This is a genomic window from Pseudomonas sp. UYIF39 (assembly GCF_029963765.1).
GTDB lineage: Bacteria > Pseudomonadota > Gammaproteobacteria > Pseudomonadales > Pseudomonadaceae > Aquipseudomonas.
On the sequence record NZ_JALBYU010000024.1, the window covers coordinates 62236 to 77109 of the forward strand.

Genomic DNA, 14874 nt, shown 5'->3' on the forward strand with positions numbered 1-14874 from the left:
AATCTGGCCCAAGTAGTACTCAGGTGACTGCCCATGAATGATTTACAGCTCGACGACTTCAAAACCAACGAAAACGCCGCCATGGTGTTGTTGGTGGACGATCAGGCAATGATCGGCGAGGCGGTGCGCCGCGGGTTGTCGAACGAAGATAACATCGACTTCCACTTCTGCGCTGACCCGCACCAGGCCATCGCCCAGGCGATCCGCATCAAACCGACGGTGATCCTCCAGGATCTGGTGATGCCCGGTCTTGACGGCTTGAGCCTGGTGCGCGAGTACCGCAACCATCCGGCGACCAAGGACATCCCGATCATTGTCCTGTCGACCAAGGAAGACCCGCTGATCAAGAGCGCGGCGTTTGCGGCCGGGGCCAATGATTACCTGGTCAAGTTGCCGGACAACATCGAGCTGGTGGCGCGCATCCGCTATCACTCGCGCTCCTACATGACGTTGCTGCAGCGTGACGCCGCTTACCGCGCGTTGCGGGTCAGCCAGCAGCAGTTGCTCGACACCAACCTGGTGCTGCAACGCTTGATGAACTCCGACGGTCTGACCGGGCTGTCGAACCGCCGGCATTTCGACGAGTACCTGGAGCTTGAGTGGCGCCGTTCGCTGCGTGACCAGAGTCAACTGTCGTTGCTGATGATCGATGTTGACTACTTCAAGTCCTACAACGACAGCTTCGGCCACCTTGAAGGCGATGAGGCCCTGCGCAAAGTGGCGACGGCGATCCGTGATGCCAGCTCGCGACCTTCGGACCTGCCGGCCCGTTACGGCGGCGAAGAGTTCGTTCTGGTGCTGCCCAATACTTCGCCGGGCGGCGCGCGACTGGTCGCGGAAAAACTGCGCCAGACCGTGGCGGCGCTGAAGATCCCGCACGTCTCCCCGACCGAAGGTTCGAGCCTGACCATCAGCATCGGCCTGTCGACCATGACCCCGCAACCGGGGAGCGATTGCCGACAATTGATCTCGGCGGCGGACAAGGGGCTGTATCTGGCGAAGAACAATGGGCGTAATCAGGTGGGGATTGAGTAATTCGCTACGAAATACAACTTCCTGTAGCAGCTGCCGAGCTGCGCGAGGCTGCGTTCGAGGACGAAGTCCTCGCAAATCGTCTGTACGCGGTTTACCCGAAAGAACGCGTTGCCTGATTTTGCGACGGCTACGCCGCCGAACGCAGCCTCGCGCAGCTCGGCAGCTGCTACAAGCGTTGTCCCTTCCGGCATTCAGTAAAAAACCATTCGCCCCTAAAGCCGCCAGGCGGGCTGCCGTGACAGCCTGATTACGTTATACTCGCCGGCTTTCAAAAGTTCGCCAACGAGTGCTGCCCGCCATGGAAATCAACCCGATCCTTAACAGCATCAAGGACCTGTCCGAGCGCTCCGAAACTATTCGGGGGTATCTTTGACTACGATCAAAAGCATGAGCGTCTGACTGAAGTCAATCGCGAGCTTGAAGATCCGTCTGTCTGGAACAACCCGTCGTACGCTCAGGAGCTGGGCCGCGAGCGGTCCCTGCTGGCTCAGATCGTCGAAACCCTCGACGAAATGCACACAGGCCTGGCCGACGCCAAAGACCTGCTGCTGATGTCCGCCGAAGAAGAAGACCAGGCCGCCGTCGATGACGTTGCTGCCGAAGTCGAACGTCTGCGCGAGTCCCTGGAGAAACTCGAATTCCGTCGCATGTTCAGCGGTGAGATGGACGCCAACAACGCCTACCTGGACATCCAGGCCGGCTCCGGCGGTACCGAGGCCCAGGACTGGGCCAACATCCTGCTGCGCATGTACCTGCGCTGGGCTGACAAACGCGGTTTCGACGCGACCATCATGGAGCTGTCGGCCGGCGAAGTCGCCGGGATCAAGGGCGCGACCGTGCACATCAAGGGCGAATACGCCTTTGGCTGGTTGCGTACCGAAATCGGCGTGCACCGTCTGGTGCGCAAGAGCCCGTTCGACTCCGGCAACCGTCGCCACACCTCTTTCTCTGCCGTGTTCGTGTCGCCGGAAATCGATGACAACATCGAAATCGACATCAACCCGTCGGACCTGCGCATCGACACCTATCGCTCCTCCGGTGCCGGTGGTCAGCACGTAAACACCACCGACTCGGCCGTCCGTATTACGCACGTACCGACCAACACCGTGGTCAGCTGCCAGAACGAACGCTCCCAGCACGCCAACAAAGACACCGCGATGAAAATGTTGCGGGCGCGCTTGTACGAGCAGGAAGTGCAGAAACGCAACGCCGCCTCCCAGGCCCTGGAAGACACCAAGTCCGACATCGGCTGGGGTCACCAGATCCGCTCTTATGTGCTCGATGCGTCGCGAATCAAGGATTTGCGCACTAACATCGAACGCAGCGACTGTGACAAGGTGCTCGACGGCGACATCGACGAATACCTGGTGGCCAGCCTGAAACAAGGCCTGTAAACCACCAGTCAAGACCTCAAGTCCCCTGCCACCGGTGGGGGCAACGAACCTGTGATGGAATTTTTAAAGACATGAGCGACCTAGAACTCGACCCGCAAGCCCTGCAACAGGAAGAAAACTCCCTGATCGCCCTGCGCAAGGAAAAGCTGGCTGCCGAGCGCGCCAAGGGCAATGCCTTCCCGAACGACTTCCGCCGCGACAACTACTGCGAAGACTTGCAGAAGCAGTACGCGGACAAGACCAAGGAAGAGCTGGCAGAGGCTGCGATCCCGGTCAAGGTTGCCGGTCGCATCATGCTCAACCGTGGCTCGTTCATGGTGATCCAGGACATGACCGGTCGCATTCAGGTCTACGTCAACCGTAAAACCCTGTCCGAAGAAACCCTGGCCTCGGTGAAAACCTGGGACATGGGCGACATCATCGCAGCCGTTGGCACCCTGGCGCGTTCCGGCAAGGGCGACCTGTACGTCGAAATGACTGAAGTGCGCCTGCTGACCAAGTCGCTGCGCCCGCTGCCGGACAAACACCACGGCCTGACCGACACCGAGCAGCGCTATCGTCAGCGCTACGTTGACCTGATCGTCAACGAAGACGTGCGCCAGACCTTCCGCGTGCGTTCGCAAGTGATTGCGCACATCCGCAGCTTCCTGATGCAGCGTGACTTCCTGGAAGTGGAAACGCCGATGCTGCAAACCATTCCGGGTGGCGCGGCAGCCAAGCCGTTCGAGACTCACCACAACGCGCTGGACATGGAAATGTTCCTGCGTATCGCGCCGGAGCTGTACCTCAAGCGTCTGGTAGTCGGTGGTTTTGAAAAAGTGTTCGAGATCAACCGCAACTTCCGTAACGAAGGCGTTTCGACCCGTCACAACCCTGAATTCACCATGTTGGAGTTCTACCAGGCTTACGCCGACTACGAAGACAACATGGACCTGACCGAAGAACTGTTCCGCGAATTGGCGCAGCTGGTTCTGGGCAGCACCGACGTGCCTTACGGCGACAAGGTGTTCCACTTCGGCGAACCGTTCGTGCGTCTGTCGGTGTTCGACTCGATCCTCAAGTACAACCCTGAGCTGACCGCTGACGACCTGACCGACATCGACAAGGCCCGCGCCATCGCCAAGAAGGCCGGCGCCAAGGTGCTGGGCTTCGAAGGTCTGGGCAAACTGCAGGTGATGATTTTCGAAGAGCTGGTCGAGCACAAGCTGGAGCAACCGCACTTCATCACTCAATACCCGTTCGAAGTGTCGCCGCTGGCCCGTCGTAACGACGACAACCCGAACGTCACCGACCGTTTTGAACTGTTCATCGGCGGCCGCGAAATTGCCAACGCCTACTCCGAGTTGAACGACGCGGAAGACCAGGCCGAACGCTTCATGGCCCAGGTGGCCGACAAGGATGCCGGCGACGACGAAGCCATGCACTACGACGCCGACTTCGTTCGCGCGCTGGAGTACGGCATGCCGCCAACGGCCGGTGAAGGGATCGGCATCGACCGTCTGGTGATGCTGTTGACCAACTCCCCGTCGATCCGCGACGTCATCCTGTTCCCGCACATGCGGCCACAAGCGTAAGTGTTTCAATAAAAAAGCCGCCTAAAACAGGCGGCTTTTTATTGCCTGTCTGGTACAAACGTATCAATTGGTTACTTTTGACGTAAGAGAGGAATACCTGTCGTGAACCGTGCAATTGCTCAAGAGGGTGCAGCGGACGTCGCCACTGCGGTCGCTGAAAGTGTTCAGTACCAGGGGCGCAAGGCCAGCCGACAGGGCAGTGAGCAGCGTCGACAGGACATTCTCGATGCGGCGATGCGCATTGTCGTGCGCGATGGCGTGCGGGCGGTGCGTCACCGTGCGGTGGCCGCCGAGGCTGGTGTGCCGCTGTCGGCCACCACTTACTATTTCAAGGATATCGATGACCTGCTCACCGATACCTTTGCCCAATACGTGGAACGCAGCGCGGCGTTCATGGCCAAGCTGTGGGCCAGCAACGAAGGCCTGCTACGTGAGATGGTCGCTTATGGCGATGGCAGCCCCGCGTCCCGTTCACAGCTGGCCGACGATATCGCACGCCTGACCGCCGATTACGTGCAGCGCCAATTGCACAACCGTCGCGAACACTTGATGGCCGAGCAGGCGTTCCGTCAAGAGGCCCTGTTGAACCCGCGTCTGGCGGAGTTGGTGCGCTCGCATCAGCAAATTCTTCTGCAAGGCACCTGCCATTTTTTCGAGGTATTGGGTTCCCGCGAGCCACAACAGGATGCCAAAGTGTTGACGGCGATTATCGGACGGATGGAATATCAGGGCCTGCTCAACGACGCCGACCCTGTCGCCGAAGCCGAAATGCTCGGCATCCTGACCCGTTACATGCATTTGGTATTGGCGTCGGTGTGATCCTTGGGGACACTCAACCCTGTGGGAGCGAGCTTGCTCGCGATAGCGGAGTGTCAGGCGACATCAATGTCGATTGTTAGACCGTAATCGCGAGCAAGCTCGCTCCCACAGGGTTCGTGGCCACCTGAGGTCGGCGTTGTGTTCATAGGGAGTGTTGAATGAAAGCCTGGCGTGGCGTTGTGATCGCCTTGTCGTTCCTGCTGCTCAGCGGCTGTCTGGTGACCTTCAAGGAGCCGCTGCCCTCGAGCGAGCCCGCGCCTAAGGGGTTACTCGGCAAATGGACCAGTACCAACGCCTGGGGCGAACCGCTGAATCTGGAGCTGACACGCCTCGGCGACAATCAATATCAGGCGGTCAGCTACTTCAAGGCTAAGCCCAAGCAACGCGAAGCCTATCCCTTCACGGTGACCCGTCATGGCAGTCGCTGGTACCTGTCGGCGAAGGTGCCGGCGCAATTCGGTGGGCATTTCACGCTCTTGGGTTTTGAACTCACCGATAAGCATGAGCTGGTGGTCTATAACCTCGACCTCGAGCAGATCAACCAGGCCCTGAGGCAAAAAGTCCTCAGCGGCGAAGGCTTCCAGACCGACGACGGCGACGGTGTGTTGATCAACAACAATCTGGACCAGGTCTTCGCCTACCTTGACGACCCGGCCAATTCCGATGTGTTCGTCGAGGCCGTGCGCTATCAGCGCCTGGCCAAAGTCAAATAAAACCAGCACGTAAACGGTTTTCTACAGGAGTTTCGGGTGGACGATTACCAGCAGTCGATACGCATTTTGTCCGATCGCATTGTGCTGGCGCAGACGCCGATTCGCGTCCTCGATGCAGTCAAGTGGGACGACAGCATCCGCAAGGGTTTCCTCAAGGCCAAGGGCAAGGAAATGCCGGCGGTGGACCGCGATTACTACCTGAACCGGCCGCTGGCGTTCGACTCCAGCAAGGTGAAGCTGGAATTCCAGAACATCGAACGCGACATCACCCGTCAGCTCGGACAGTTCAACCCGGTTGGCCAGATCATGCGCCGCATGTGCAAGGAATACCGGATGGTGGTGCGCATGCTCGAAGCGCGCGGCACCGAGGATTTCGGGCTGATTTCACAGGAGCTTTACGGTGCCGCTTCCGACGCGTTCCACGCCGGCGATCCGACCCTTTCCGACCTGGGCCTGATGCTCTCCGATTACCTGAACAATATCGATGGCCGTGGCGACCTGAAGGACGAACCGAAAATCCTCACCGCCAAGGAAGCCGTCCACCTGCTGCAAACCCGCTTGAACAAGGTATTCGGCGAGGCCGAGGAAACCATTCGCGTATTCGAGTCCGACGGGATCGTCGCCGATGCGGCGGCTGGCGCCGACTACATCAAGATCCGCGCCGACGCGATGTTCAACGACCGTGACGTGCGTGCTCTGGAAGTCCACGAAGGGCTGGTGCATGTGGGGACCACGCTCAATGGTCTGAACCAGCCGATCTGCACCTTCCTCTCCAAAGGTCCGCCGTCGTCGACGGTGACTCAGGAAGGCCTGGCGATCCTGATGGAAATCATCACCTTTGCCTCCTACCCGAGTCGCCTGCGCAAACTGACCAACCGAACCCGTGCCATTCACATGGTGGAAGAGGGCGCTGACTTCTTGCAGATCTTCGAGTTCTTCCGCGAACAAGGTTTTGAAATGGCGGAAAGCTACGGCAACGCCAGTCGGGTTTTCCGTGGCTCGGTGCCGACAGGTCTGCCATTTACCAAAGACTTGTCCTACCTCAAGGGCTTTATCATGGTTTACAACTACATTCAGTTGGCCGTGCGTAAAGGCAAGCTTGAGCAGATACCGCTGCTGTTTTGCGGCAAGACCACGCTGGAAGACATGCGGACCTTGCGCCAGTTGGTGGATGAAGGGCTGGTGGTGCCACCCAAGTATCTGCCGGATCAGTTCCGTGACCTGAACGCGCTGTCGGCGTGGATGTGCTTCTCCAACTTCCTCAATCACCTGAGCCTGGACCGGATCGAAGCGGATTACTCCAACATCCTCTAAGGATCACCCGAACCCAATGTGGGAGCGAGCTTGCTCGCGATTGCTGTCTAACATTCAACACTGCTGTTGTCTGAAACGCCGCCATCGCGAGCAAGCTCGCTCCCACAGGTACTGTGTTCCAACTCCATTTTCGCGAGGTTTCATCGGATGAGAATCCTCGGCTTCTTCTGCCTTCTCCTGACCTTGAGCGGCTGCAGCTCGCTGCTGTTCTACCCCGAGCCTGGCCAGCTGTTTACCCCGGAAAAAGCCAAACTCGAATACCGCGACGTCACCCTGACCACCGCCGATGGCCTGAAACTGCACGGCTGGTGGTTGCCGGCCAAACAAGGTGTCGAAGTCAAAGGCACGGTGCTGCATCTGCACGGCAATGGCGGCAACCTGCCCATGCATCTCGGGGGGAGTTGGTGGTTACCCAAAGAAGGGTATCAAGTGCTGCTGCTGGACTATCGCGGTTATGGATTGTCCGAGGGTGAACCGACGCTGCCAGAGATCTACCAGGATATCGACGCGGCGTTCAAATGGCTCGACCAAGCGCCGGAGGTCAAGGGCAAGCCGCTGATCCTCCTGGGCCAAAGCCTTGGCGGTTCGATGGCCGTGCATTATCTGGTTCAGCACCCCGAACGCCAGAAACAACTCAAGGCCTTCGTCCTCGACGGCGTGCCCGCCAGTTACCGCAGTGTCGGTCGCTATGCGTTGAGCAACTCTTGGGTGTTCTGGACGTTCCAGGTCCCGCTATCGTGGCTGGTGCCGGATGGAGACAGCGCGATCAACTCCATGGCGCAGCTCAATGGCGTGCCGAAACTGATCTACCACAGCATCGACGATCCAATCGTGCCCCTTTCCAACGGCATCCGTCTGTATAAAGCTGCGCCGCCGCCGCGGGTGCTGCAACTGACCCGTGGCGGTCATGTGCAGACGTTCGCCGACCCGGTCTGGCGCAAAGTCATGCTGCGTTTTCTCGACGACCCGCAGCATTTCAACGGTCTGCGCCGCCTGGGTGAAGTCCCGAATTACCCGGCGCCGAAAAATTCTGAAGATGAACCACCAGAGAGTCCGCAATGAGTGAAGAACGTAACGCCATCCCGCTGATCATCACCGGTATCTGCAGCATCCTCGGCACCGTCGGGGCCCTGTGGTTCTACGGTTACCTGCACTTCGCCAAACCCGAAGATGCGCTGCTGCTCAGCGACTTCACCATGCTCAAGACTGTGCCGGGCGAAGACTACAAAGTCTCCCTCGAGCCGGCCCCGCAAGTCGCGCAATGCATCGATGGCGTGCTGGTGATGTTCGACACCGAACAGAAAGGCCTGAGCGGCGTGTTGGTCAACAACAAGAAAAAAGCGGTGCGCTGCGTGGGTGAGGAAACCCCACAGAAGCTCGAGCAGTAATCTCGGTCTGTGTTCACCAAATATCCACTGTGGGAGCGAGCTTGCTCGCGATGGCGGTGTAACAGCCGACATTGATGTTGAATGTTATGCCCTCATCGTCGGAACGCCGCCCGGAGCAAGCTCGCTCCCACAGGGTTGTGTGTTTGCTAAACAAAAAGCCCCGCCTGATCAGATCAGGCGGGGCTTTTGTGTTTCGGCAGATGAAGCTTAGTTAGAGCTGACCGCCGAACGCGGGATCACCGGTTGGTTGTCGTTGGAAATGGTCACTTCCACCCGCCGGTTCATCGCACGGCCCGAGACGCTGCTGTTCTCGGCCACCGGGTATTCCTTGCCGTAACCCTGGGCCACTATGCGCGCTGGATCGACACCCATCTTGATCAGAGCCACTTGCACGGAAGTCGCACGCCGTTCGGACAGCGACTGGTTGTAGTTCTCGGCACCCGTGCTGTCGGTATAGCCTTCGATAATCACTTTACGGTCCGAGTTTTCCTGTAGGAACTGGGCCAGTTTGTTGATATTCACCAGGCCGCTGGATTTCAGGTCGGCCTTGTTGGTGGCGAACAACACGTCACCGAACGTCACCAAGGTACCGCGATCGGTCTGCTTGGCGTTCAGGCTGTTCTGCAATTGTTTGATCTGCGCGTCGCGGGCATCCAGACGAGCCTGGGCACGCTGCGCGGAAGCATTTTTCAGATTGGCTTCGGCGTTGCGCAGGGCGATGGTCTGTTTCGCCACTTCAACACGTTGATTGGTCAGGTAAGCCAGTTGGTCGACCTTGGCCTGGTCTTCTTTGTCCTGGTACGCCTTGTTGGCCTTGTCCAGGTAATCGCTGGCTTCTTTGGTTTCCAGCGCCGCGACTTTGCTGGCTTGCGGGTTGGTTTGCAGACCGGTGTAGTTGCTACGGGCCTGTTCCAGGTTCGCGTTCGGCGGCGTGGAGCAGGCAGCCAGTGCAACGCTTGCGGCCAGCAGGGCAGGGATCATCAATTGTTTACGCATGGTGGTTTCGTCCTTTTAGTCGAGTAAGAAGTGCGTCGTGCCGGCCGCTTATTGAACGGTGCGCTGGCTTTCCTGACGCAGTTCTTGAACACCTTTCTGAGAGTCCTTCACAGCCTGTTCAGCTTTCAACGCCTGGGCTTTGCGTTCAGCCACACGAGCGTCCCACTCGGCCTGTTCGGCCAGGACTTTGGCTTCGTCATACTTTTTGTCGTGCATGGCGATTTCGGCTTGTTTGAGCTTGTCCTGCGCGGACTTCATTTCCACTGCCGCGAATTCGGTACCGCCAGCACTGACTGCGCTGTTGACCGCCGATTCCGTCACGGCGAATTGCTCGCTTGGCGGGTTACCGGCACAACCGGCCAGAACGAGGCTGCTGCCGATGGCCAGTGCAGCCAGTTTCAGGCTACGCAGAGGGGGGAACGAGGATTTGGCAGTTCGGGTCTTCATGGTCTTCAACTCCATTGGAAAAACTCCTGAAAAACTTAAAAATCCATCCTGGGCATGGAGCCGCAACTTTCAATTTCCGGGGGTGTTTTGAAACGGCCGTCCCAGGCGTGGTTAATGGGTGTGACCCAAGGCGTTTTTCGAAAGTTCAGAGAATATGACTCATTGCCCGAAAAAACTTTGACCGGGCGGACAAGGCTCTAAACCGGGAATTCTTCCCGCAATCAGCAGTATTCCCGGCCCTGTAGGGGGCCTGGAATACGCATTTTTGGAGGGGGAAAGAAGTGTGGTAATCAGTGTTTCTGTTTGTCGTCGACGGCCGACAAATCGTGCAAATGACGACGGGACAATGCCAGAAAACGCGGAGTCGGACCGACGTCTTCGTACAGCGGATCACCTTCTTCGTCGGTTGCCACGACGGTCGAGCCCTTCACATACGGAAAGCTCTTTTCGAGCTCTTCCAGGGCGGCGCCGATCAGCTCGCCGAGCAGTTCTTCGGGTTGCCGTTTGGGGTACATATCGATAATGGCCGCCAGCCGTGCGGCGGCCTCCACATCCAGGTGAATCGAGTATCCGGTGTCGGTCAGGCGACCCTTGGCGTTTTCTTCCCAGTGATGGGCAAGCTCGCGGATTTTCATAGTGACCTCAATGCGCACCTGCTCGTGGCAGGCGGTGTCAGTGTCCGGCAATGGCCGGCGACAGCCGTTGTACGGCTTACTCTTCAGACTAGCTTTAACGCCCAAGGTTTAAAGTCCCTTCGTCGTCTAATGCCGTTGGGGGGATTGGGTGTATATCCGTTTCTGCGGTGATGGCTGATTACGGTTTCGCTTTTTCAGCGAGTCACTTTCGAAAAGCGCGAAAGTAACCAAAGCGCTCTTGCCACTTTCGTTCGGTGCCTCGCCTAGGCTCGGCATGCCCTCGCTCCGGTCCTGCTCCGTGGGCCCGCCGCCATCGGCCATCCATGGCCGGGGGCGGCTAACCCGGCATCCATGCCGGGTTGCCCACTGCGCAGAACCTCCACTCGGCCTCTCGAGGCGGCGGTGCATCAAGATCAAAAGCTGCAGGCGAGCTAACGCTCGGCCTGTTGAGTGGTGAGGGGCGTGCGTACATCGCCTCCCCCTGTAGGAGCTGTCGAGTGAAACGAGGCTGCGATCTTTTGATCTTGCTGTGGCTGTGGCTGTGGCTTTTGATTTTGATCTGTTGCCCCTTTCCCAGAGGCCGAACGCAGGCGTTGCGCAGGGGGCACCGCGGCAAGGATGCCGCGGTAGCCGCCCCCGGCCATGGATGGCCGATGGCGGCGGGCCCCCGGAGCAATGCCGGAGTGAGGGCATGCCGAGCCTAGGCGAGGCACCGAATGGCGGGGCAAGAGCCCTTGGTTACTTGGGGCTTTTCCAAGTGACTCGCTGTAAGAGCGAAACCGCCCGCCGCCGTTACCGAAGAAACGGATATGTACCCCACCAATCCCAATCCCCAATAGCATTCCCATCGTCGTCCGCTTGTAAGAACCGCTTTACAGCGGCACTCTCTAACGCAAGAGCATGGACACCAAGTCACCCGGATTTTCGCTGGAGAACTGCTGATGACCGATATTGATGCACGCTTGCGCGAGGACGTTCACCTGTTGGGTGAGCTGTTGGGCAACACCATTCGTGAACAGTACGGGGACGGTTTTCTCGACAAGATCGAGCAGATCCGCAAGGGCGCCAAGGCCGACCGTCGCGGCTCGATGGACGCTGAACTGAGCGCCAGCCTCAACCAATTGAGCGAAGAAGAGTTGCTGCCGGTGGCGCGGGCGTTCAACCAGTTTCTCAACCTGGCCAATATCGCCGAGCAATATCAGCTGATTCACCGTCGCGAAGAGTCACAGCCTGCGCCGTTCGAAGCGCGCGTACTGCCGGAACTGCTCGCCCGCCTGAGTGCTGAAGGTCATGGCGCCGAATCCCTGGCCCGGCAACTGGGGAGGCTGGAGATCGAACTGGTCCTCACCGCGCACCCGACCGAAGTGGCGCGCCGCACGCTGATCCAGAAGTACGACGCCATTGCCGCGCAACTGGCCGCTCAGGACCATCGCGATCTGACCACTGCCGAACGCGAGCAGATTCACACCAAGTTGCAGCGCCTGATCGCCGAAGCCTGGCACACCGAAGAAATCCGCCGCACCCGCCCGACGCCGGTGGATGAAGCCAAGTGGGGCTTCGCAGTGATCGAGCATTCGCTGTGGCAGGCGATCCCCAACTATTTGCGCAAGGCCGATAAAGCCCTGCATGACGCGACTGGCCTGCACTTGCCACTGGAGGCAGCGCCGATTCGCTTTGCCTCGTGGATGGGCGGTGACCGCGATGGCAACCCCAACGTGACCGCCGCCGTGACCCGTGAAGTCTTGCTGCTGGCGCGGTGGATGGCCGCTGACTTGTACCTGCGCGATGTCGATCACCTGGCGGCCGAGTTGTCGATGCAGCAGGCCAGCGACGACTTGAAGGCCAAGGCCGGGGACAGCGCCGAACCTTACCGCGCGGTGCTTAAACAGCTGCGTGACCGCCTGCGCGCGACGCGTAGCTGGGCTCACGCCTCCTTGACGAAGACCACGCCGGCACCCGCCGATGTGTTGCAAAACAACCGCGAACTGCTCGATCCGCTGGAGCTGTGCTTCCACTCGCTGCATGAGTGCGGCATGGGCGTGATCGCTGATGGTCCGCTGCTCGATTGCCTGCGCCGGGCGGTGACGTTCGGGTTGTTCCTGGTGCGGCTCGATGTGCGTCAGGATTCGACGCGACATACCGCGGCCATGAACGAGATCACTGATTACCTGGGCCTGGGCCGCTACGAGGACTGGAGCGAGGAAGAGCGTATCGCCTTCCTGATTCGTGAGCTGAACAACCGCCGGCCGTTACTGCCGGCGTACTTCAAGCCGTCCGCCGACACCGCTGAAGTGTTGGCGACCTGCCGGGAAATCGCTGCCGCGCCGGGTGCTTCGCTTGGGTCGTATGTTATCTCCATGGCCGGCGCCGCTTCCGACGTGCTGGCCGTACAACTGCTGCTCAAAGAGTCTGGCGTGTTGCGTCCGATGCGCGTGGTGCCGCTGTTCGAGACCCTTGCTGACCTCGACAACGCCGGCCCGGTGATTGAAAAGCTCTTGCTACTTCCGGGTTATCGCTCGCGCCTGCAAGGGCCGCAGGAAGTGATGATTGGCTACTCCGACTCGGCCAAGGACGCCGGCACGACGGCAGCGGCCTGGGCGCAGTATCGGGCGCAGGAGCGCTTGGTCGACATCTGCCGCGAGCAGCAAGTGGAACTGCTGTTGTTCCACGGTCGCGGTGGCACCGTGGGTCGCGGCGGCGGCCCGGCACACGCGGCGATTCTGTCGCAGCCGCCGGGTTCGGTGGCGGGGCGTTTCCGTACCACCGAGCAGGGGGAAATGATTCGTTTCAAATTCGGCCTGCCAGACATCGCCGAGCAGAACCTCAATCTGTACCTGGCAGCGGTATTGGAAGCGACCTTGCTACCGCCGCCACCACCGGAGCCTGCCTGGCGCAATCTGATGGACGAATTGGCCGCCGACGGTGTCAGCGCTTATCGCGCCGTGGTGCGGGAAAATCCGCAATTCGTTGAGTATTTCCGCCAGTCCACCCCGGAGCAGGAACTGGGACGCTTGCCGTTGGGCAGTCGCCCGGCCAAGCGCCGCGCTGGCGGGATTGAAAGCCTGCGGGCGATCCCGTGGATCTTCGGCTGGACCCAGACGCGTCTGATGTTGCCGGCGTGGCTTGGCTGGGAAGCAGCGCTGAGCAAGGCGCTGGAGCGCGGCGAAGGCGAGCTGCTGGGGCAGATGCGCGAGCAGTGGCCGTTCTTCCGCACGCGCATCGATATGCTGGAAATGGTGTTGGCCAAGGCCGATGCCGATATCGCCCGGTCTTACGATGAGCGTTTGGTCGAGCCGGATCTGCTCCCTTTGGGGGCGCATTTACGCGACCTATTGTCGCAGGCGTGCTCGGTGGTCCTGGGGCTGACCGGTCAGTCGCAGCTACTGGCACATAGCCCAGCCACGCTTGAATTTATCCGCTTGCGCAACACTTACCTCGACCCTCTTCATCTATTGCAGGCTGAGTTGTTGGCGCGTTCGCGACAACAGGAAGTGGCACAGGGCAGCCCGGTAGAACAGGCGCTGCTGGTGTCTGTGGCGGGGATTGCCGCCGGTTTGCGTAATACCGGCTAAGGTTTTCGTCGTGGGCAAGGCACTCGGCGCAAGCGTCGAGTTGCCTGTGGGCGAGGGCTTGAAAAGTGCTGCCAGGCGACAGTTAGTGATGGGGTTGCGACTAGGGTTACCCCGACGAAAGGCCACATCAAGCGCGGGTTTCTCCGACTTTCGGCGGCTTGTGTGCTCCGGGCCTGCTGTGTATCTTGATCAGCCTTTGACCGTTTGGGCGGTCACGACCCTTTTTTTGAGATTGGCCCCACGAGGCGAATCTGACGTTATCTATATAAAAAATTGAGGAGCACATCGATGCGCGTCATTCTGCTGGGAGCTCCCGGGGCCGGTAAAGGTACTCAGGCTAAGTTCATCACCGAGAAATTCGGCATTCCGCAAATCTCCACCGGCGACATGCTGCGTGCCGCAGTCAAGGCTGGCACCGAGCTGGGCCTGATCGCCAAGAGCGTCATGGACAGCGGTGGTCTGGTTTCCGATGACCTGATCATCAATCTGGTCAAGGAACGCATCAGCCAGGCCGATTGCGCCAACGGTTTCCTGTTCGACGGTTTCCCGCGCACCATTCCTCAGGCTGAAGCCCTGGTGAAAGCCGGCGTGGAGCTGGATCACGTGGTCGAAATCGCCGTCGATGACGAAGAAATCGTTCAGCGTATCGCTGGTCGTCGCGTTCACGAGGCCAGCGGCCGCGTGTACCACACCGTTTACAACCCGCCGAAAATCGCCGGCAAGGACGACATCACCGGTGAAGCGCTGGTGCAGCGCAAGGACGACACTGAAGAAACCGTGCGTCATCGCCTGTCCGTCTACCATTCCCAGACCAAGCCTTTGGTCGAGTTCTACCAGACGCTGTCTGCTGCTACTGACGGCAAGCCGAAGTACAGCCACATTGCGGGCGTCGGCTCAGTTGAAGTGATCACCGGCAAGGTGCTTGAAGCTCTGAGCTGAAAAGTCTGAATCGCTTCATCTTCTACGGCCCGCTTGCGGGCCGTAGTT

Annotated in this window: 13 protein-coding genes; 10 read left to right on the plus strand and 3 right to left on the minus strand. The window is 59.5% G+C overall.

Annotated elements, in window-relative coordinates; all coding sequences use genetic code 11:
• Positions 1–33 precede the first annotated feature (33 nt).
• The 8 genes from MO767_RS25170 to MO767_RS25205 all read left to right on the plus strand — a co-directional run bounded on the left by MO767_RS25170 (position 34) and on the right by MO767_RS25205 (position 8237).
• Entirely contained in the window at positions 34–1035 is a 1002-nt protein-coding gene (locus MO767_RS25170; protein WP_282482733.1) for a PleD family two-component system response regulator, read from the plus strand.
• A 298-nt stretch (positions 1036–1333) separates the two neighbouring features.
• Positions 1334–2429 (plus strand): peptide chain release factor 2 gene (prfB, locus tag MO767_RS25175; protein WP_123365773.1). Its coding sequence is split into 2 segments (ribosomal slippage): positions 1334–1405 and positions 1407–2429, totalling 1095 coding nucleotides; the frame shifts between segments, so codons are not numbered across the junction.
• A 71-nt stretch (positions 2430–2500) separates the two neighbouring features.
• Positions 2501–4003, plus strand: a complete 1503-nt coding sequence (gene lysS, locus MO767_RS25180) for a lysine--tRNA ligase (protein WP_282482734.1) — start codon at positions 2501–2503, stop codon at positions 4001–4003.
• 102 nt (positions 4004–4105) lie between these two features.
• Positions 4106–4822 (plus strand): TetR family transcriptional regulator, encoded by a 717-nt coding sequence (locus MO767_RS25185; protein WP_282482735.1) that lies wholly within the window; start codon positions 4106–4108, stop codon positions 4820–4822.
• A gap of 158 nt (positions 4823–4980) precedes the next feature.
• Positions 4981–5535, plus strand: coding sequence for a hypothetical protein (locus MO767_RS25190; protein ID WP_282482736.1), 555 nt, complete (start codon positions 4981–4983; stop codon positions 5533–5535).
• Between the two features lie 36 nt (positions 5536–5571).
• Positions 5572–6849: a flavohemoglobin expression-modulating QEGLA motif protein gene (locus MO767_RS25195; RefSeq protein WP_282482737.1), complete on the plus strand. Its 1278-nt coding sequence runs from the start codon at positions 5572–5574 to the stop codon at positions 6847–6849.
• A 147-nt stretch (positions 6850–6996) separates the two neighbouring features.
• Positions 6997–7911, plus strand: a complete 915-nt coding sequence (locus MO767_RS25200; RefSeq protein WP_282482738.1) for an alpha/beta hydrolase — start codon at positions 6997–6999, stop codon at positions 7909–7911.
• Positions 7908–8237, plus strand: a complete 330-nt coding sequence (locus MO767_RS25205; protein ID WP_282482739.1) for a hypothetical protein — start codon at positions 7908–7910, stop codon at positions 8235–8237. Before MO767_RS25200 ends, MO767_RS25205 begins: the two co-directional genes overlap by 4 nt.
• Before the next feature lie 207 nt (positions 8238–8444).
• Here MO767_RS25205 and MO767_RS25210 read toward each other — a convergent pair whose 3' ends face one another.
• From MO767_RS25210 to MO767_RS25220, 3 genes are all read right to left on the minus strand, one after another.
• The gene (locus tag MO767_RS25210) at positions 8445–9233 is read right to left on the minus strand and encodes an OmpA family protein (RefSeq protein WP_282482740.1); all 789 of its coding nucleotides are present in this window, start codon (positions 9231–9233) and stop codon (positions 8445–8447) included.
• Between the two features lie 48 nt (positions 9234–9281).
• Positions 9282–9695: a DUF4398 domain-containing protein gene (locus MO767_RS25215; protein ID WP_282482741.1), complete on the minus strand. Its 414-nt coding sequence runs from the start codon at positions 9693–9695 to the stop codon at positions 9282–9284.
• Between the two features lie 275 nt (positions 9696–9970).
• A complete protein-coding gene (locus MO767_RS25220) occupies positions 9971–10315 on the minus strand; it encodes a pilin assembly protein (RefSeq protein WP_282482759.1) in 345 nt (114 codons plus the stop codon).
• A 941-nt stretch (positions 10316–11256) separates the two neighbouring features.
• Here MO767_RS25220 and ppc point away from each other — a divergent pair.
• On the plus strand, positions 11257–13887 hold the full coding sequence (ppc, locus tag MO767_RS25225) for a phosphoenolpyruvate carboxylase (protein WP_282482742.1): 2631 nt from the start codon (positions 11257–11259) through the stop codon (positions 13885–13887).
• A gap of 288 nt (positions 13888–14175) precedes the next feature.
• A complete protein-coding gene (adk, locus tag MO767_RS25230; RefSeq protein ID WP_134418737.1) occupies positions 14176–14826 on the plus strand; it encodes an adenylate kinase in 651 nt (216 codons plus the stop codon).
• The last annotated feature ends 48 nt before the right edge of the window (positions 14827–14874 follow it).

What these genes read in the sequence shown, in the direction of transcription:
- MO767_RS25170 (WP_282482733.1), top strand. Translation starts at nt 34, where the DNA reads ATGAATGATTTACAGCTCGACGACTTCAAAACCAACGAAAACGCCGCC.
- lysS (WP_282482734.1), top strand. Translation starts at nt 2,501, where the DNA reads ATGAGCGACCTAGAACTCGACCCGCAAGCCCTGCAACAGGAAGAAAAC.
- MO767_RS25190 (WP_282482736.1), top strand. Translation starts at nt 4,981, where the DNA reads ATGAAAGCCTGGCGTGGCGTTGTGATCGCCTTGTCGTTCCTGCTGCTC.
- MO767_RS25200 (WP_282482738.1), top strand. Translation starts at nt 6,997, where the DNA reads ATGAGAATCCTCGGCTTCTTCTGCCTTCTCCTGACCTTGAGCGGCTGC.
- MO767_RS25205 (WP_282482739.1), top strand. Translation starts at nt 7,908, where the DNA reads ATGAGTGAAGAACGTAACGCCATCCCGCTGATCATCACCGGTATCTGC.
- MO767_RS25210 (WP_282482740.1), bottom strand. Translation starts at nt 9,233, where the DNA reads ATGCGTAAACAATTGATGATCCCTGCCCTGCTGGCCGCAAGCGTTGCA.
- MO767_RS25215 (WP_282482741.1), bottom strand. Translation starts at nt 9,695, where the DNA reads ATGGAGTTGAAGACCATGAAGACCCGAACTGCCAAATCCTCGTTCCCC.
- MO767_RS25220 (WP_282482759.1), bottom strand. Translation starts at nt 10,315, where the DNA reads ATGAAAATCCGCGAGCTTGCCCATCACTGGGAAGAAAACGCCAAGGGT.
- ppc (WP_282482742.1), top strand. Translation starts at nt 11,257, where the DNA reads ATGACCGATATTGATGCACGCTTGCGCGAGGACGTTCACCTGTTGGGT.
- adk (WP_134418737.1), top strand. Translation starts at nt 14,176, where the DNA reads ATGCGCGTCATTCTGCTGGGAGCTCCCGGGGCCGGTAAAGGTACTCAG.